Source organism: Hymenobacter jeollabukensis (assembly GCF_005771675.1).
Classification (GTDB): Bacteria; Bacteroidota; Bacteroidia; order Cytophagales; family Hymenobacteraceae; genus Solirubrum; species Solirubrum jeollabukense.
In genome coordinates this window covers 762,489-781,539 of record NZ_VAJM01000002.1, presented here as the reverse complement: position 1 = coordinate 781,539, position 19,051 = coordinate 762,489, and the positions used below count along the sequence as shown (strand labels likewise).

At 65.5% G+C, this 19,051-nt stretch carries 13 protein-coding genes; 8 read left to right on the top strand and 5 right to left on the bottom strand.

The window, feature by feature from the left end:
• Positions 1 to 19 precede the first annotated feature (19 nt).
• Positions 20 to 334 carry a hypothetical protein gene (locus tag FDY95_RS07360; RefSeq protein WP_138076171.1) on the top strand — a complete coding sequence of 105 codons (315 nt, stop codon included), beginning with the start codon at positions 20 to 22 and terminating at the stop codon, positions 332 to 334.
• Positions 335 to 407: 73 nt separating this feature from the next.
• On the opposite strand, the gene FDY95_RS07355 is transcribed toward FDY95_RS07360, so the two are convergent.
• From FDY95_RS07355 to FDY95_RS07345, 3 genes are all read right to left on the bottom strand, one after another.
• Positions 408 to 1,148, bottom strand: a complete 741-nt coding sequence (locus FDY95_RS07355) for a LytR/AlgR family response regulator transcription factor (protein ID WP_138076169.1) — start codon at positions 1,146 to 1,148, stop codon at positions 408 to 410.
• Positions 1,126 to 2,184 (bottom strand): sensor histidine kinase, encoded by a 1,059-nt coding sequence (locus tag FDY95_RS07350; protein WP_138076167.1) that lies wholly within the window; start codon positions 2,182 to 2,184, stop codon positions 1,126 to 1,128. The genes FDY95_RS07355 and FDY95_RS07350 overlap by 23 nt, the downstream gene beginning before the upstream one ends.
• A gap of 178 nt (positions 2,185 to 2,362) precedes the next feature.
• Complete coding sequence (locus FDY95_RS07345) at positions 2,363 to 2,863, bottom strand: hypothetical protein (RefSeq protein WP_138076165.1); 501 nt, start codon at positions 2,861 to 2,863, stop codon at positions 2,363 to 2,365.
• A gap of 384 nt (positions 2,864 to 3,247) precedes the next feature.
• Between FDY95_RS07345 and FDY95_RS07340 the strand changes: the two genes are divergently transcribed.
• The 6 genes from FDY95_RS07340 to FDY95_RS07315 all read left to right on the top strand — a co-directional run bounded on the left by FDY95_RS07340 (position 3,248) and on the right by FDY95_RS07315 (position 10,667).
• Positions 3,248 to 5,089 carry a tetratricopeptide repeat-containing sensor histidine kinase gene (locus tag FDY95_RS07340; RefSeq protein ID WP_171025570.1) on the top strand — a complete coding sequence of 614 codons (1,842 nt, stop codon included), beginning with the start codon at positions 3,248 to 3,250 and terminating at the stop codon, positions 5,087 to 5,089.
• 409 nt (positions 5,090 to 5,498) lie between these two features.
• Positions 5,499 to 6,284 (top strand): hypothetical protein, encoded by a 786-nt coding sequence (locus FDY95_RS07335; protein ID WP_138076161.1) that lies wholly within the window; start codon positions 5,499 to 5,501, stop codon positions 6,282 to 6,284.
• A gap of 120 nt (positions 6,285 to 6,404) precedes the next feature.
• Positions 6,405 to 7,169: a triose-phosphate isomerase gene (gene tpiA / locus FDY95_RS07330; RefSeq protein WP_138076160.1), complete on the top strand. Its 765-nt coding sequence runs from the start codon at positions 6,405 to 6,407 to the stop codon at positions 7,167 to 7,169.
• 238 nt (positions 7,170 to 7,407) lie between these two features.
• A complete protein-coding gene (locus FDY95_RS07325) occupies positions 7,408 to 7,788 on the top strand; it encodes a DUF6150 family protein (protein ID WP_138076158.1) in 381 nt (126 codons plus the stop codon).
• Positions 7,789 to 7,946: 158 nt separating this feature from the next.
• Positions 7,947 to 8,789: a 50S ribosomal protein L11 methyltransferase gene (gene prmA / locus FDY95_RS07320; RefSeq protein WP_138076156.1), complete on the top strand. Its 843-nt coding sequence runs from the start codon at positions 7,947 to 7,949 to the stop codon at positions 8,787 to 8,789.
• Positions 8,790 to 9,068: 279 nt separating this feature from the next.
• On the top strand, positions 9,069 to 10,667 hold the full coding sequence (locus FDY95_RS07315; protein WP_138076155.1) for a T9SS type A sorting domain-containing protein: 1,599 nt from the start codon (positions 9,069 to 9,071) through the stop codon (positions 10,665 to 10,667).
• A 117-nt stretch (positions 10,668 to 10,784) separates the two neighbouring features.
• Here FDY95_RS07315 and FDY95_RS07310 read toward each other — a convergent pair whose 3' ends face one another.
• On the bottom strand, positions 10,785 to 12,125 hold the full coding sequence (locus FDY95_RS07310) for a DUF4270 family protein (protein WP_171025569.1): 1,341 nt from the start codon (positions 12,123 to 12,125) through the stop codon (positions 10,785 to 10,787).
• Entirely contained in the window at positions 12,109 to 13,104 is a 996-nt protein-coding gene (locus tag FDY95_RS07305; protein WP_138076151.1) for a Kelch repeat-containing protein, read from the bottom strand. Before FDY95_RS07305 ends, FDY95_RS07310 begins: the two co-directional genes overlap by 17 nt.
• A gap of 336 nt (positions 13,105 to 13,440) precedes the next feature.
• Between FDY95_RS07305 and FDY95_RS07300 the strand changes: the two genes are divergently transcribed.
• Positions 13,441 to 19,029 carry a hypothetical protein gene (locus FDY95_RS07300; protein WP_171025568.1) on the top strand — a complete coding sequence of 1,863 codons (5,589 nt, stop codon included), beginning with the start codon at positions 13,441 to 13,443 and terminating at the stop codon, positions 19,027 to 19,029.
• The last annotated feature ends 22 nt before the right edge of the window (positions 19,030 to 19,051 follow it).

Genomic DNA, 19,051 nt, shown 5'->3' with positions numbered 1-19,051 from the left:
CTTCATTCTGCTTGGAGCCATGCCCGCTACTCCGCCTGCCCAACCCTACCTGGAAGTCATCGACAGCTTCGCCATTCGTCGCACGCAGCAGTTTTTCCTGATCGGCCGGCTGTACGGCACGGCCGAGCCCGGCATGTTTGCCCACATCCAGCTGAACCCGGGCCTTGCTCTGACGGTGCGCATCACGGCTGTGGAGGAAGTAGAATTTCCCACGGAAAACAAGCCCTACACGCTGCTCGAAACGCGCGGCGACGACCCCGATTACCTGAACCTCATGCTGGGGCTCAACCTCGGGCTGGAAACGGTCCAGATCAGCGTTGAAGGCGAAGACTAAGCTGCCCACCAACAAAGCCGCCCGCCGCTCCGGGCGGAACGGAGGGCGGGCAGAAAGTAGTGGCACGGTTAACTCAGTGCATGTTGCGCTGCTCGATGAGCTGGTGGAAGGCGTCGGCGTAAGCGTCGCCGATGGGAATGACCACCTCGCCCATGTAAATGCGGTTTTTGCGGATGGAGTCAATCCAGCTCAGCGCCACGATGTAGGAGCGGTGCACGCGCACGAACTCGGTGGCCGGCAGCCGCTCCTCGAAGGCCCGCAGGGAGTTGAGCGTCAGCAGCGGCTTGCCCGCGCCGGTGTGAATTTTGACGTAGTCCTTCAGTCCTTCCAGGTAGCGGATGTCGCGCAGCGTCACGCGCTGGGTGTGGTAGTCGGCCTTCACGAAGATGTACTCCTCGGCCGGCGCGGCGGGGGCTGGGGCGGGCGGCGCCGGAGCCGGCGGAGCGGCCGCGGCGGCCGGCTGCAGGCGCTCCTGCACCTTGGTGGCGGCTTTCAGAAACCGGTCGAACGGGATGGGCTTGATGAGGTAGTCCACCGCGTCGAGGTCGAAGCCTTCGACGGCGTACTGCTTGTAGGCGGTGGTGAAGACCACGGCCGCGTTGGGCCGCAGGGTGCGCACGAACTCCACGCCGGTCAGGTCGGGCATCTGCACGTCGAGGAAGAGCACGTCGACCGGCTCGCGCTGGAGCACCTGCATGGCCTCGATGGCGCTGCGGCAGGTGCCCACCAGTTCCAGAAACGGAATACGCTCGACGTAGCCGGCCAGTAGGCGCAGGGCCAGCGGCTCGTCATCAACTAACAGGCAACGAAGCATGCTGCAGGGCAAGGGTTAGGGTTACGATGTATTGGTCGCCGCCCTGGTCGATGTCCAGGTGGTGGCGGTGCGGGTAAAGCAGCCGCAGGCGCTGGGTCACGTTCTGCACGCCGATGCCCGAGTCGCGGGCGGCGGTGAGCGGGGTGGCCACCGGGAAGCGGCGGTTCTGCACCCGGAACAGCAGCTCGTCGCCCACCACGCGCAGCGCGATGCTGATGGCCGAGGGGTGCTGGTAGCTCACGCCGTGCTTGAAGGCGTTTTCGACGAAGGGAATCAGCAGCATGGGCTCGATGAGCTTGCCGCCTAGCTGGCCCTCCTGGCTGAACTCGATTTCCACGTCGTCGGCCAGGCGCAGGCGCTGCAAATCCATGTAGTTGCGCAAATACTCCACTTCCTGCTCCAGCGGCACGCGCGGGTCGTTGGCCTCGTAGAGCATGTAGCGCATCAGCTGCGAGAGCTTGAGGATGGCCTCGGGCGTATCGGCGGAGCCGAGCTGGGCCAGGGAGTAGATGTTGTTCAGGGTGTTGAACAGAAAGTGCGGGCTGACCTGCGACTTCAGAAAGGCCAGCTCGGCGGTGAGCTTGTCGCTGTGCATCTGCCGGCGCACCTGCTCGTTGGCAAACCACTCGCTGGTGATGCGCAGGCCGCTGCTCACCATCCACACCAGCACCGTTACCAGCACGATGATGGCCTGAAACTGCTGGCGGTCGGCCACGGTGGTGCCGGGCCGCGGCGGGGACATGGTGCCGATGCCCAGCCAGTGCAGGCTCATCGGAATGTGCAGCACCAGCATCAGCACCAGCACGGTGAGCAGGTAAAGCCCCACCCGGCGCCGGGCCAGCAGCTGCGGAATCAGCAGCCAGTAGTTCAGGTAGAAGAGCACGGCCATGCGCGCAATGGGCGTAGCCGTGCGCCAGAAGCTGAAGTGCGGGGGCTGCTGCTGTAGGATTGCCCAGGGCAAAAACGGCAGCGACACCCAGAACACCAGGTGAACGAGAATGTGCAGCAGGCGCTGCCGGGTGAAGAATCGGGCCATAGCAAGCAAAAACCGGCGGCCCCGTAGCGCCGCCGGTTCTGGGTAACAGGCAATACGCGGCTTCGCGTCCGCGGTGGACAAAAAAAGCTGTTGAGAAACCGAAGCCGCGCTCGATCATCCCGTCCGGCCAGGAGCATTCACTCTCCCTCACCTGCCCCCAACCGAACGGGTATCGGGGTTAGTTGGTAGCGGCGCCGGTAGCGTCTTTGGGCGGCCGGCCGCCTTTGCCGGCTTTGCCGTCCTTATCGCCCTTCCCGTTCCGGGGGCCGCCGTGCCGGGGTTTCTGGGCCTGGTACTGCTGGTACTGCGCGGGCGTGAGCACGGCTTGCAGCTTGGCGTCGGTGTCGGCATCGAGGCGGCGCATCTGCTCCATGCCTTTCTCCCGGTCGGCGGCGGGGCCCTCGCCGCGCTGGGCCGGCATCTGCTCGTGCTGGCTTTTGAAGATGGCCGCCACTTCGCCCTTCTGCTTGGCGTTGAGCTTGAGCTTTTTGGCCAGGTCATCGGCCTGCTGCTCGGGGTTGTGGCCCTGGCCTTTTCCTGGCCCCCGGCCGGCCGGCCGGCCCTGCGGGCGGGTGGCGGGCTCCTGGGCCCGGGCAGGCAGCGCCGTGCCGATGGCCGTGAGGTGAAGAACTCCGACGAGGGCCGCGCCAAGGGCGCCGCGTAACCAGCTGGTTTGCATGCTCAGAAAGGGTTTCGATACAGGTCCGCGACCAGCCTGGCCGCTTTGACGAAAGCAAAGGTGCGCCGGGTGCCGGGCGGCCGAAATTCGTTTCGCTCACCCCAGGGCTTTTCTCGACCAACGCCCGCATTCCGTCTATTGCGCCGCTGGCCTGGGCGCGGCGCGGCCCGGCGAAAGAATAAGCCCCACCCGCTTGCCCGCTGCGGCCCTGTTGACTTGCTTGCACCCGTTTCGACGGCGGCCGGGCTGCTTCTAGTATTATTCCAGCTGAATGCTAGAATTTTTCCCAGCCAACCCGTCGATTTTCAGTAAATTGCGCAAATGTTGTCGAGCCAGGTTCCCCACTGTGCCCTCTTCCAACAGGTTGGTTTTCGCCGCCGCAGCGTGGTTGGCAAACTGGCCTGCGGGGCGGTGTTGCCCCTGCTGTTGAGCTTCGGCAGCCCCGCGCACGCCCAGAGCACCAGCGCCCGCGCCGACAGCCTGCTGCACCTGCTGGCCCAGAGCCGCCCCGACACCAACCGCGTGGAGCTGCTGATTCAGTTGGCCTGGGACCGGACCGACGACAACCCCGTGGAGGCCATCCGCTACGGCCGGCGCAGCCTGCGCCTGGCCCGGCGGCTCAACTTCCCGCGCGGCGAGTGCCGCAGCCTGCTGATGCTGGGCTGGGCCTTCCTGCGCGCCGGCGACTACCCCACCGCCGTGCACACCCAGCTGCAGGCGCGGCAGGTGGCTGAGCGCGCGGGCTTCGTGGGCGGCCTCATCCACGCCGACAACGCCACCGGCTACGCCTACGCCGAGCAGGGCAACTACCACGCGGCCCTGCGCTACTACCTGCGGGCCAAGAAGCTGGCCGAGCAAAAGCAGGACTTCGTGCTGCTGACGCCGGTGCTCGGCAACATCGGGCAGGCCTACCAGTTCCTGGGCCAGCTCGACTCGGCGCTGCGCTACACCCGCCGGGGCTACGACTTCGACCGCCGCTTCCACGACTGGCACAGCGAAATCGGCGACCTGGCCCTGCTCGGCAGCATGGAAGCCCAGCGCGGCGACTCAGCCGCCGCCCGCCGTTACTACCAGCTCTGTATTCAGCGCGCCGAGGGCATGCCCGTGTCGTACGCGCTGTGCCGGGCCTACCTGGGCCTGGCCCGCCTGGCCGAAGCCGCCCACCAGCCCGACCGCGCCCTGGCCTACGCCCGGCAGGCGCTGCGGGCCGGGCAGCGCGGCTACTACCCCAAGGGCATCTTCGAGGCCAGCAACTACCTGGCCCAGGTGTACGCCGCCCGCGGCGACGCCGCCTCGGCCTACCGCTACCTGGCCAACGCCGTGGTGACCCGCGACAGTCTGTTCAGCCAACGCAAGCTGGCGCAGGTGCAGGCCCTGTCCTTCAGCGAGCAGCTGCGCCAGCAGGAACGCACCGAGCAACGCCTCAAGTCCGACGCCAGCCGGCGCCAGAACCTGCTGCTGGGCGCCCTGGGCCTCACGGCACTGGCTGGCGGCTTGCTGTACCTGCTGCTGAACCGCCGCCGCCTGCAGCGCGAAGTGGAGTTTGCGCGGGAGCGGGAGCGGCTGGAGCGCCAGCGCCACGCGGCCGTGCTCAAAGCCGAGGAAAACGAGCGGCGCCGCATCGGCTCCGACCTGCACGACGGCCTGGGCCAGCTGCTGACGGCCGCCAAGCTGAACCTGCACGCCCTCAACCAGCAGCTGCACCGCGAGCTGGACGGCCAGCTCAACGGCCACCAGGCGTTTATCGACAACGCGGTGGAAGTGGTCGATGAGTCGTTCCGGGAGGTGCGCAGCATCTCGCACAACCTGCTGCCCAACGCCCTCATCAAGCGCGGGCTGCCCCAGGCCGTGCGCGGGTTCCTGAACCGCCTGCCCGCCGACGGCCTGCAGGTGGAGGTGGAAACCCACGGCCTGGAAGAGCGCCTCGACCCTACCGTGGAGAGCATGCTGTTTCGCATGGTGCAGGAGTTGGTGCAGAACGTGGTGAAGCACGCCCGCGCCACCCACATGACCCTGCAACTGGTGCGCGACGAGCAGCAGCTCACCATCGTGGTGGCCGACAACGGCCGGGGCTTCGACGCGCAGGCGCTGGACCAGGACGCGGGCATCGGGCTGCGCAACGTGCAGACCCGCCTGGTCTACCTCGGCGGCCGCGCCCACTTCGATTCCGCCCCCGGCCACGGCACCACCATCACCCTCGAAATACCGCTGACGCCCCGGACGTAACGGGTCAGTCACCGTGTTGCAGGCCAGTACACTGCTTGTGATGACGCCCGGCTTCCTGACTTGCGAAGCCGGGCCTATTCTTCGCAGCGCGCTGCGCTTCGTCCGGCTGGTGTACTCTGCTTCGCGGTACCATCGGGCTACTCGTTCGGCTTGCGTTGGAGCTTCCGGCCAAATACGAGCGGAGCCTTTGGGCTGGAACGCCCGGCCGATATATCCAAGACCGCTCTGAAACAAGGCGTTGGCAGCAAGATGCGGCGTCGAAACCAACCCGTGTCTACTTTGTAGCGCGAGGGTCGGTAGCCCCTGACGTTCAGGTCAGCCTGGTTCTTTGCACGCTCATGCCTCGACAAGCGGGCGTCAGCGCTTCTGCGTGCTGTTCTTTTTCGCTTACTGTCCGCACATTTATAGCATGGAAACCCACTCCTTCGCTCCTGCTCCTTCCCGTACATGGCGCTGGCTGGCTGCTGCGGCCATCTTCGGCTGCATTCTGCTGAACTACTGGTGGAATACTCACCCGGCCAACGGACAGAACATGGGCGCCGTATCGGCCCGCTACCCGACGCTGCTCACGCCCGCGGGCTGGGCTTTCAGCATCTGGGGGCTGATATTCCTCGCGCTGGCTTTTTACGCGGTGTGGCAACTGCTGCCCGCCCAGCGCCGCAACCCCTTGCCCGATGCCGTGGCCGCGCCCTTGGCGGTAGCCAGCACCGCGGCGGCGCTGTGGGTAGTTGGCTTCAGCTACGAGGCCCTGGGCACCTGCACGGTGCTGATGCTGCTGACCTTGGGCGCCCTGGTGCTGGGCTACGGCCGGGCCCGGCGCCTGGTGTTCGGGGGCTTGTCGCCGCGGCCGTCGAGCTGGCCGCTGTCGTTGTTTCTGGGTTGGATTTCGGTGGCCACCGTCATCAACGTAACGCTGGGCCTGCAGCGCCTGGGCTGGACGACTCCCACCAACGTGAGCATCCTGCTCGCGGTGGTGCTGCTGGCCGTGGTGGTGCTGTTGGGGCTGCTGCTGGCCTTCGCCTTCCGCGACGCGGTGTACCCGCTGGTGCTGACCTGGGGGCTGCTGGGCATCTGGGCGGTGCAGCGCCTGGCGGTGCCGGAGCTGGGCTGGCTGGCCCTGGCCGGCGCCGGCCTGCTGGCGCTGGCGGCGCTGCTGGTGCTCGGCCGCAGCCTGCGCGGGCGTCACTCCGCCTAGCCAGCGCGCCGACTGAGGCGCCGCGTACGGGAGCAGGAGGAAGGCCGCTGGTGGGCGGGCCGGTGCGGTGCCGGGCAAATCCGTTTCTTTGCAGCCCCTACTTTTCCCTAATTCTCCCTTATGCGCAAGAACATCGTCGCCGGCAACTGGAAGATGAACACCACCCTCCAGGACGCGCAGGCCCTGGTATCGGAAATCGTGCCCATGGTGCAGGACGAAACCACCGGCTCGGCCGTGGAAGTCGTGATTTGCCCGCCCTTCCCGCTGCTGCCCGTGGTGGGCCGGCTGCTGCCCCAGGGCGGCCGCCTGCACCTGGGGGCCCAGAACTGCCACCAGAAGGAAAGCGGCGCCTTCACCGGCGAGGTATCGGCCAAGCTGCTCGCGTCCATCGGCACCGAGTACGTGATTCTGGGCCACTCCGAGCGCCGGCAGTACTTCGGCGAGGACGACGAGCTGCTGAGCCAGAAGCTGAAAGCCGCTCTCAGCGCCGGCCTGAAGCCCATCTTCTGCGTGGGCGAGTCGCTGGAAACCCGGGAAGCCAACGAAACCTTCGCCTTCATCGAAAAGCAGCTCAAGGACGGGCTGTTTCACCTCTCCAACGAGGAATTTGCGCAGGTCGTGGTAGCTTACGAGCCCGTCTGGGCCATCGGCACGGGCAAGACGGCCACCAGCCAGCAGGCGCAGGAGGTGCACGCCTTCATCCGCGAGCAGATTGCCCGCGCCTACGACGCCGAAGCGGCCCAGAACACCACCATCCTCTACGGCGGCTCGGCCAATGCCCAGAACGCCCGCGAGCTGTTCAGCCAGCCCGACGTGGACGGCGGCCTGATTGGCGGCGCCTCGCTGAAGTCGCGCGACTTCACGGAGATTATCAAGTCGTTTTAACGGCGCGGGGCCTTGACTGACAACGGTCAAGGCCCTTAGCTTGCAGCGGAAAGCGGAGCGAAGACAGCCATTGAGGGGAATAGAAAACCGGTTTACTACCTCCCTCGGATATTTGCACAGATCTTTCTTTTTGGTAATCTATCTTACCAAATAGCTCGTCTTGTCGGCAGGAACGCACTGCCCGAACCATTCCGGCCCGGTACTTGTCTCGGCGGTAATCGACGCTGACTTCCCGCTTATGCTCCTGACTACCTTCGTATCGGCTTTGCTCTGGTGGCAGCCCGCGGCTGCTGCGGTGCCGCTGGCGCCTTCGGTGACTCAAACCGGCGGTTACGCCGACCCCTGCAAGCTCTACGGCGCCATTTACCTGGAGCGCGACCCGCGCCGCCGCGGCTTTTGCTCGGCCACCGTGTACGTGGAGCAGCAGGAAGCCTTTGCCAATCTCGTGGTGTTTCAGGAAGCCAACAAGCTCTTCGCCGACAAGGCTGGGCTGTGGTATATCACCGACGCCCGCGACTTCGCCGACTTCACCGTGCTCGTTACCGACAACCGCTCCTTCGCCGATTTCGGCATCTACTACACCAAAGTCCGCTCCTTCGCCGGCTGCCGCAAGGACTGAGGCCGCCGATAGCGTATCGAAGCCGCTCCGCGCCACCCGGCCGGAGCGGCTTTTTTTGTGCGCCGCCCCGAAAACCGCCGCATCTTTGCGGCCCCGAACGGGTGCCTGGTGACGAGCCTTAGCCCATCAGCCCATTTCCCTCATTCGCACATCAAGACATGGATTTCATCGAACTGCGCGTCACCGCCCCGGCCGATCTGGCCGATATCCTCATTGCCGAGCTCGGCCAGCTCAGCTTCGACACCTTCGAGGAAAACGAGCAGGGCTTCTGCGCCTACACCACCGAGGACGCCTTCGATAAGGAAGCTACCCAGGCCATTATCGACAAGTACCAGCACTGGCCCGAGGGCATGCCCACGGCCGAAAGCCGGGTGATTACCCGCCAGAACTGGAATACGGAGTGGGAGAAAAACTTCGAGCCGCTGGTCATCGGAGAGAAAGTATCGGTGCGCGCCCCGTTCCACGAAGCCCGGCCCGATCTGCCCTACGACATCGTGATTATGCCGCGCATGTCCTTCGGCACCGGCCACCACAACACCACGGCGCTGATGATTGAAAACCAGCTCACCGTGGACCATCAGGGCAAGCGCGTGCTCGACATGGGCTGCGGCACCGGCATTCTGGCCATCATGGCCGTGCACCTGGGCGCCAGCCACGTGCTGGCCGTGGACGTGGAGCCCTGGACGGCCGAAAACGCCGCCGACAACGCCCAGGAAAACAACGTGCAGGACAAGGTGGAAGCCCGCCTCGGCGACATCACCGCCCTGGAAGGCGAAGCGCCCTTCGACCTGATCCTGGCCAATATCAACCGCAACGTGCTGCTCGACGACATGGCGGCCTACTACCGCTACCTGCAGCCCGGCGGCCCCATCATCTTCTCGGGCTTCTACGAAGAAGACCTGCACCTCATCCGCGAAGCGGCCGAGCGCGAAGGGTTCCGCTACCAGTCGCACCGCGTGCAGAACCACTGGGTATCGGCCATCTTCACCAAGCCCGAATAAGCTCGGCTTTTAGCTCAGCCGTAGGCCTGCGCCGCCCGGAGTCACCATGTGGATGATTCCGGGCGGTTTGATTTTGGGAATGGTAGCACGGAAGGAAGACGGATTGAACTATCAATCATTTTTTGAATTAAAACCGTATTTCCTATTGCTATATCTCTAATTTGGGTGTGTGATTCGGGGCAAGGCCAGAGAGATGGAGGCTTTTGCGCGGCGGCCCCACCGATGGGCGCCTAGTGGTTGACGGAAAAGAAGACAGTGTCATTTTCACGGCTTATTCGAATGAAACGAGTACTCCCACTACTCCTTACTGCTCTGTGCTATCTGCTGTGGCTGCTACCGGCCCGGGCCCAGGCGCCCCAGTGGCAATGGGCTAATGCGCAATCGTTTGTAGTAAATAGCGTCGCCACCGATGCCCAGGGCAATGCCTACGTCACCGGGCAATTCAGCGGCAGCATCACCGTCGGGCGGTTTTCGCTCACCAGCAGCAGCGCCATCGGCGACTTGCTGGTGGCCAAGTTCGGCCCCACCGGCCGCGCCGAGTGGGTGACGCCGCTGGCCGCGCAGCCGTTTGCCACCGGCAGCTCCACCGGCATCTTCGCCAGCGGCACCGATATCAGCGTGAACCCAGTTACGGGCGAATCGGTGGTGGTGGGGCGCATGAATGGCCTGTTTGCCAGTTCGGTGCCCGGCAGCAACCTCCCTCCCGACCAGTACATTACCGACAAGTTCGTGGTGCTGAAGCTGTCGGCGGCGGGCAGCATTCAGTGGGCCGTGCAGGGCGGCAGCAGCAACCTGCCCACCACCTGCAACGCCATTGCCACCGACGCGGCCGGCAACAGCTACCTGACCGGCATCAGCTACGGCTACCGGCTCAGCAGCGGCGGCAGCGTGGCCGCCGGGCCCCGGCAGCTGTTCGTGCTGTCGTTGAACGGCGCAGGCGCGTTCCGCTGGAACACCCTGGCCTCGGCCCCGCTTAGCTCCATGGGTATTGACATCGGCACCGATGCACTGCACGGGGTGTACATGCTCGGCACCTACTTCGGGCCGCTGACCATCGGCGGCAGCACGCTGCCCGGGCCGCCCTCGGGCACGGTGCTGGCCCGGCTCGATGGCACTACCGGCAACGTGGCCTGGGCCCGCGGCGACCAAAGCGGCGCCACGGCCCTGGCCGTGGATGCGGCGGGCCACAGCTACCTGGCGGGCGGCTTCAGCGGCACGTACGCCCTGGGCGCGGCCAGCCTCATGGCCTCGGCCGGCCGCGAGGGTTTCGTGGCCCACCTCGACCCGGCCGGCACGGTGGCGTGGCTGAAGTCAGTAGGCGCGGCCGAAGCCAACGGCGGCGCGGCCTTGTCCGACGGCGCGCCGGTGGTCTGGCTGAAGCGTTCGGCCAGCGGTGGCGCCGTCATTGGCCTGAAGCCCGGCGGAGCCATCAGCTGGGAGCTGGCCGCCAGTGGCATCGATGGGAGCAAATGCCTGGCCACGGCACCGGGCCTGACGCCCCTGCAGCGCCGCGTGGTGACGGGCGGGACCTTCACCGGGGCCGCTACCTTTGGCAGCTACCCCGTATCGGCGGCCGGCAGTGGCAACTTCCTCGCGTCCATGCGCTTCGTGCAGCCCATCGGCCCGGGCAATGTAGTGCCGCTGAGCGTGTACCCCAACCCCGCCCAGAACCTGCTGACGGTGCGGCTGCCCACGGCGCCCGGTACCAGTGTGCAACTGGTGAGCCTGCAGGGCCGGGTGGTACGTCAGCACCTCGGCTCCGACGGCCCCGGCGTGTCGGAGCTGGTCTGGAACGTGGCCGACCTGCCGCGGGGCCTCTACACCGTGCGGGCCGTGGGCAGCGGGCAGGTGCAAACCCTGCTGGTGGAGCTGAACTGAGTCCCGGCGCGGCCCTTCCTTACGACTACACAGCCGGCTAACCCAAATCGGGCCGGGCCCTGCAAGCGTGCTTGCGGCGCCCGGCCCGATGGGTTTCGGCAAAACGGGAAACCTGCTTCAGAGGCTGACGCGGGTGAAATACAGCCGCAGCTTCATGGGGGCGGCCGTACTCTGGCCGCTGCCGAGCACCACGCGCTCGGCCACGTCGCTGCTGCCGGGGCCGAGCAGGATGCCGTGGTTGGCGAGGCTGCCGGCCAGCACCTGCGCGCAGTAGTTGGTGAGCGGCACGGCGTAAGTGCCGCGCTCCAGGCCGGTGCGGGGTGAGACGCCCCGTTGGTAGCTGGCCGTGATGATACTGCTGCTGCCGTCGACGAAGTAGGCCCCGAGGTGGTTGCCGGCATCGGTGAGGCGGGGCGTGAGGACCGTGGGCGGCGGCAGAAAGCGGTTTTCGCTGTCGGTAGTCACTTCCGCGTCCAGCACGGCGGCGTTGACGACGAGGGTGCCGCCCAGTTGCTTCAGCTCCCGCAGGTACGGCAGCTCCACCTTAGTCTGCAGCCCCAGCCCGGCCTCGATGTAGGTTTCCTCGGCCGTGCGGGCACTGGGCAGCGCCTGGTGCATGCCCGTGAGCGGGCTGAGCAGGCTGCCGCGCCGGTCGGCTTCCAGCTGGTAGAAATGCTTCGGCCCATCGGATACGGCGAAACTGACTGCCCCGTAGGTATCGAGCGACCAGGGCAGGTGGTAGTAAAGCCGCAGCGCCGACGAGGCCACCGTGAAGCGCAGCAGCGCCGCGTCGTCGGTGGAGCCGGGCGCGAGCACCAGGCCGGGCAGCCGGGCCAGCAACTCGTCGGTGGTGCTCAGCGCGCCCTGCTGGGTGGCATCGAACAGGCTTTGGCCCAGGCTATGGTCGAGGCGCACCCGCAGGGTGGTCAGCGGCTTGCGGGCCCGGAACGTGGCTTCGCCCAGCGTAGCCGCGTCGTAAGGGCGCGCGTCGGCGGTGTAGTAGGTGGCGGTGCCGCGCAGGTCCGTCTGCAGACGGTGCACCCGCAAGTGCTGGGTACGGGTGGTGTCGCCGTAGCGGTAGCTGTCGGTGGCCAGCACCAGCACCACCGAGTCGAAGACGGCCTCGGTTTCGGGGGCTTCGGCGGAGCTGGGGGCCACCTGCAGGTAGCTGCGGGCCGTGATGGTGCCCAGGCGGCCGTCCTGGTAGCGCCCCAGCAGCAGGTAGCTCGACGAGGACGAGGCCACCGAATCGGTCAGCACCGTGGAGGTGCGCACCGTCAGCGTGTCGGTGAAGATGGTGCCGAGGGTGCCGGCGCTGGCGGGCAGCGTGTTTTCGAAGTCCGTGCCGGTGGCTTCGCAGCCCGCCAGCGTCCCCAGCAGGCTCAGCAAGCCCAGCAGCAGGGCCATGCCGGGCAGGGCCCGGGCGGCACGCGGCGGTAGCTTAGTCGGGCGACTCATTGGGCGCAATCTGCCAGAGGTCATCGAGGCGCAGGGCGCTGGCCAGGCCGAGGCCCACGTAGCCCCGGTTGCCCAGCCCGAAGCTGACGGGGTAAGTGCGGGCCACGCCGCCGAACGAGGTTTTCTGCGTCCAGGTATCGGCGTCGGGGTCGTACTCGTAGCACGAGGTGAGCGTACTGCCGTTGGTGCCCAGGGCCACGAAGCCGTGCGTGCCCACCACGAAAGCCGTGGCGTTGGACCGCGGCAGGGCGCTGTAATCGTAGTCGTAATCGGTGCTGTTGATCAGCTCCCGGTGCTGACTCCACAGCTCGTTGCCGGGGTCGTACGACCACACGTCGACCATGTACGAGCCGTTGTCGGCGCCGAGCAGCAGGTAGCCCTGGTTGTTCAGGGTGAAGGCCACCGCGCCCTGCCGCTTGTTGCCGCCGAACGAGGGTTTCTGCGTCCACTGGTCGGTGGCCGGGTCGTACTGCCAGAAGTCCTTCTTGGCGTTGCCGTCGAAGCCGGTGCCAATGTAGCCCTTGCCGGCAATGCTCAGGGCCACGGCGCCGTAGCGGGCCGTGCCGCCGAAGTCGGCCTTGCGCGTCCACTGGTTGGCGGCCGGGTCGTACTCGTAGAAGTCGCGCAGCTTGTTGGCCCCGTCGTAACCGGTGCCCACGTAGCCCTTGCCGTTGGCGCTGAAGCCCACGGCCAAATAGCGGCCCACGCCCGGGAAATCGGCTTTCTGAGTCCAGGTATTGGTGGCGGGATTGTACTCCCAGAAGTCCACAAACTTACTTGTGCCGTTGGTGCCCAGGCCCACGTAGGCCTTGTCGCCGATGGTGAAGCTCACGGCCGCGTTGCGGGCCAGGCCCTCGAATTGGGAGCGGCCCGACCACACGCCCAGAATGTCTTCGTCGGTGCTCGTATCGTCGTCGTTGCACCCGGCCAGGCATAGCACGGCCAGCACCAGCAGCCAGTGCGGGAGGTATCTTTTCATGAAAGCAGAAGGGGGTAAAGCGGAGATGTCAGCAGCGGCCGCCAAAGCGGGCAGTCGGGTGGCGCCCCCGAGCTCTGCCCTGCTGCTGTATCGAGTCAAAAGTAGCCCGGGCGGTTGCGCCCGGGGGGCTGATTTCTGCTACTGGGGCCGAATCATCGACCAATCCCCGCCTTTTGCCGGCCGTTCAGGATGGTAGATTTCGGCTGTAGCGGCGGCATTATACCGGGGGCGGATGGAATGCAACCAAGCCGGTAAAGTCTTGACAATCACTCGGGCGGGAAGTCCGCCAACTTTTTCGGAAATTGTAGGCGGATAATTCCGTCTGAAGGCATTTGTATGAAGCAATTCGCAGCGTGGGGGCTTAGTGCGTTGATGGCTTTGGGGGCTGCCGTGAATGGCCGCGCCCAAACGACCAAACCGCCGACGGCTCCCGCCGCCACTCCACCCGTATCGGCCGCCGCCCCCGCCACCCCTCGTCCGGGCAGCGGCCCGTTTAGCACCGACCCGACCACGTTCATCGGCGAGGTCGTGGCCGTGATGACGGCCACCAAGAACCCGGGCGCCATTGCCCAGGTCGAGCAGCTGCGCCAGCTGTGGGCTTCCAACAAGCTCACCGCCTCGCAGCAGGCCAAGGTCATCGAGCTGGCCCGCAAGATGCAGGAGCGGAAGCTGAAGCCGCGCCCGCACCTGGAGGCCTTCTGGGGCCTGCTCATTGCCAGCAAGCAGGGCGCGCAGCCGCTCACCGACGCGCAAACCGACCAGCTGCTGGCCGTGACGGAAAAAGCCCTGGCCCCACAGGACCTGAAGGAGCTGCAGCAGTTTATCAGCAGCACCACGCAGTTTCTGAAGACGCGCCAGCTCTACAGCTCGCGCTACAACCGCCTGCGCCTGACCAACAGCTCGGCCATCACCTTCGCCTACAACGAGCTGGACTCGCCCATGCCCGCCGGCGCCGCGGCCGGGGGCGGCGGCTGGGACGCGCCCAAGCCGGCCGCGCCCAAACCCGAACCGGCGAAGCCCGCCGCGCCCAAGCCAGCTGCCGCCAAACCGGCAGCTAAGCCCGCTGCGCCGAAGCCCAAGCCCGCGCCCGCCAAGAAAAAGAGCAGCGGCTGGGACGACTGGGACTCGGGTGACTGGGGCAGCAGCGGCTGGGGTAGCAGCTCCGACGACGGCTGGGGCGCTCCGGCCAAGAAAAAAGCCGCTCCCGCCAAGAAAACCGCCGCCAAGCCGGCCGCCAAGCCCGCGGAAAAAGCCGCTGAGCCCGCCAAACCCGCCGAGGTGTGGAAGGACGAGCCCACTCCGGTGGCCGACGCCACGCCCGTCTACATGGACACCTACATGGCGCCGAGCACCCGCGGCCCGGTTATCGAGCTGAAGGACGCGGATTTGGTCATTGCCACCAGCTACGACTCGGTGGTGATTCAGAAAACCAGCGGCACGCTCTCCACGCTCACCGGCAAGTTCGTGGGCAAGGGCGGCACTTTCGGCTGGCAGATCAACAACAACCCGCTCACGGCCGAGCTGGGCACCTACGACTTCGACGTAAACAAGCCGGAGTTCAAGGCCGAGCCCGTGACCCTGACCTACCCGGCCGTGCTGACGGCCCCCGTGAAGGGCGCCCTGGCCTACAAGGCCGTGCAGCGCAAGGGCGGCGGCGACACCGGCTACCCGCGCTTCGTGTCCTTGACCAACGACGCGCAGGTGAAAAACATCGGCGACAACATCACCTACCAGGGTGGCTTCTCGCTGAACGGCACGAAGATGTACTCGGCCACGCTCGACGGCACGCTCTCGCGCATCACGGTGAGCTACGAGGGCAAGCCGCGCTTCCGGGCGGCCTCGCGCAGCTACCAGCTCGGCGACACGCTCATCCAGGCCAACCGCGCCGCCATTACCATCTTCGAGGGCAAGTCCGACTCGGTGACGCACCCCGGGGCCCGCCTGAAGTACTCCAAGCCGCGGCAGGTGCTGCTGCTGGCCCGCGAGGAAGGCCTCTACAAAACCACGCCCTACTCCGACTCCTACCACCAGATGGAGCTGTCGGCCGAGCAGCTGACGTGGAACCTGAAGACGCCCAACATCGACTTCCAGACCCTGACGGCGAAAAACCAGGTGACGGCCGGCTTCGAGTCCAAAGAGTTTTTCACCAATACCCGCTTCCAGCAGATTCACTCCATCAACCGCCTGCACCCCTTGCAGATGGTGGTGGGCTACAGCCAGACGCACAACAACGTGAAGAAATTCATGGTGCAGGACCTGGTCGACGCCTTGCAGATCAAGGAGGCCAACGCCCGCTCGGCCATTTCGGGCCTGGCCCGCGACGGGTACGTGAGCATCAACCCGGTGACGGGCGAGGTGACCTTGCTGCCCAAGGCCCTGCACTACGTCAGCTCGGCCCGCGGCAAGAAGGACTACGACCACATTGCCATCAAGTCCCTGGCTGCCAACGGCAAAAACGCCTCGCTGAACCTGAACAGCAACACCCTGCTGGTGCGCGGCGTGGACCGCTTCAACTTCTCCGACGACTCCATCACGGTGTTCGTGAAGCCGGACTCCAGCTTGGTGCGCATCCAGAAAAACCGCAACATCGAGTTCAACGGCACGGTGGTGGCCTCGGCCTTTATCTTCAAGGGCAAGGAGTTTAAGTTTGACTACGATGGGTTCTACATCGACATGTTCAAGATTGACTCCATCATCGTGAAGGGCAAGGGCTCCAAGGGCTCGGCCCTGAAAGCGCGCAAGGAGAATGACTTCGCCCTGACCAACAAGGGCAACAAGGCTACCGGCCGCCTCTACATCAACGACCCGAAAAACAAATCGGGCCGCAAGAAGCTGGGCGCCTACCCGCAGTTCGACGCGACGACCGGCGCCTACGTGTTCTTCAACAAGCCCGAGGTGCTCGGCGGCGCCTACGACACGACCATCTACTTCGACATTCCGCCCTTCAAGCTCGACTCGCTCAACAACGCCAACCGCTCGGCGGTGGGCTTCAAGGGCACGTTCGTGTCGGGCGGCATCCTGCCGAACTTCAAGACCAAGCTCACCATGCAGGACGACGGCTCCCTGGGCTTCGTGTACGCGGCGCCCAAGGAGGGCTTCCCGGTGTACGGCGGCAAGGGGCGCCTCTTCAACCAGGTGAAGATGAGCAACCGCGGCATTCAGGGCGACGGGCAGATGACCTACCTCTCGGCCACCCTAAACAGCGACCAGTTCATCTTCTACAAGGACTCGGTGGTGACGGTGGGCAAAACGGCCACCATCAAGGAAGGCCCGCTGAACGGGGCCGAATACCCGAAAGTCTCGCTCTTGCCCGGCTACCAGATGAAGTGGGCCGTGAAAGCCGACTCGATGTACCTGAGCACCGCGGCCGGCGGCGAGGCCATGAAGTTTTACGACGGCAACTACAAGTACAAGGGCACGGCGGTGCTCACGCCCAAGGGCCTGGGTGGCATGGGCCGCATGGAAAACGACCAATCGATTATCCGCTCCAAGTCGTTCACCTTCCTGCCCACCCAGTACAAGGGCGAGAACGGCACGGTTAGCGTGAAGTCGTCGGAGGCGGGCAAAGCGGCCCTGACCGCACCCGACGTGGCCTTCACCTACGACATCAAGCGCGGCTACGCCGACTTTGCCCGCGCCGAGGGCGTGACCAAGTCGAGCATCGAGCTGCCCTACTCGCAGTACCGCACCTCGCTGAGCGGGGGGCGCTGGGACTTCAAGAAGAAGACCGTGCAGCTGCGCGTAGCCGCCGGGCAGGACTCCACCCGCGCCTACTTCTACTCGATGCGGCCCGAGCAGAAGGGCCTGAAGTTCCGCGCCGCCGCCGGTAAGTACGACCTGAACAAGTTCCGCCTCGTGGCCGACGGCGTGCCCTACATTGCCTCGGCCGACGCCTGGATCGAGCCCGACTCCAACCGCGTGTACGTGCTGCCCAACGCCGAAATGCGCGCCTTCCAGAACGCGGGCATCACCATGGACACCTTGGGCAAGTTCCACCACCTCTACAAGGGTGAAATCAAGGTGCTGAGCCGCGCCGCCTTCACCGGCAACGCGCTCTACAACTACAAGACGCCCACCGACTCCTTCGCCATCAAGTTTGCCAACTTCACCGTCGACTCCGCCTCGGTGGGGCTGATCAAGGGCGAAGGCAAGAAGAAGGCGCCCATGATCAAGAAGAAAAAGGATGGCGACGACGACACGCCGCCCTCGCCGCCCACCCTGGCCGTGGCCGACATCAAGGCCACCGACAAATTCCGCATCGCGCCCCGCATTCAGTACCGCGGCGGCGTGACGATGAACTCGCAGAGCAAGGGCTTCGCCTTCGACGGGCAGGCTCGCCTGGAATTCACCAAGACCCCGACCTCGGCCGACTGGTTCCCGGTGCAGGACAGCATCGACCCGCAGTTCGTGAAGATCCGGATGAAGGAAATCAAGGCCGAGGACGGCACGCCGATGGTGACGGGCATCTACCAGAACGAAGGCACCGGCCGGCCCTACCCGCTGTTCGTGGCCTCGAAGGGCAGCGTCACCGACGGCAACTTGTTTGAGGTGGACGGCACTTTGACCTACGACCCGAAGAAGCGCATCTACGCCATCAGCCGCCACGACCCGCTCGACGCGGAAATCTACGACGGCTCGGTGCTGCAGGTGAACGACTCGACCGGCGTGCTCAACTTCCGCGGCAAGGTCAACTTCATCGGCACCAACAAGGACTACACCCTGGTGTCGTCGGGCGTGGGCCGGGCCAACGCCGACTCGACCCGCTACCAGATCGACGCCATGATGGCCTTCGATTTGAACTTCCCCGACAAGGCCTTCGAAGCCATGGGCGAGGACTTGGCCAAGTACGCCAAAGGCCTGCCCGAAGCGCTGACGACCTCGCAGAACGAGCTCTACAAGATGGGCGAGTTTGCGGGCTCCAAGGCGGTGAGCGACTACGCCAACCGCAAGGGCGGCGGGGCGCCTTCGCTGCAGAAAGTGTCGTCGAAATTCCTGCACGATATCATGCTCAGCCAAGTGAACATGAAGTGGTCGAACAAGTACAACGCCTGGTACTCGGTGGGCAAGATCGGGCTGGTGAGCGTGGGCAAGAAGGACATCAACGCCATGATTGACGGCTACGTCGAAATCAAGAAGGAAAGCACCGGCGACGCCGTGGAGCTGTTTCTTGAGGCCGACCCCGAGACGTGGTACTACTTCAAGTTCGCGGAGAACAAGCTGCTGGCCAAGGCCCAGCACGGCGAGTTCGACGAAATCCTGGGCCGCGCCGCCAAGGGCGACTACAACACGGCCACCGACTACGGCTTCTTCCTCGGCGACGAGCAGGAGAAGGTGCTCTTCGTAAACCACTTCCGCAAGGACTACCTCGGCGAGGCCAAGCCGCAGAAGCAGGTGCTGAGCAGCCGCCCGACCGGCAACTTCGACAACATGGACTCGGACGCCGGCAAGAAAAACAAGAAGAAGAAAGCCGACGCGGCCGACGACCAGTTTGGGGCCACGGACCCGGCCGCTGGGGCCACGCCCGATGCTGAGCCGGCGAAAAAGGAGAAGAAAAAGAAGAAGGAAACTGCCGCCGACCCGAACGACCCCTTCGCCACCGACCAGACCCCGACGGCCGAGCCCGAGCCCAGCAAGAAGGACAAGAAGAAGAAGGAGGAAGTAGCCGCCGACGCCCCAGCCGAGCCGGCCGCCGAACCGGTTAAGGAGTCGAAGAAGGACAAGAAGAAAAAGGACGAGGCCACGGCCGACACCCCCACCGACACGCCGGCCGAACCGGCCGCCGACTCGGGCAAAAAGGACAAGAAGAAGAAAGACGAAGCCGCCCCGGCCGAGGAGAAACCCGCCGAGCCGGCCAAGGAGCCGAAGAAGGAAAAAGAGAAGAAAGCCAAGAAGAAGGACGAAAACGACCCCTTCGGCGACGAGTAATCTTCCGTCCTCCGCTAAGCAG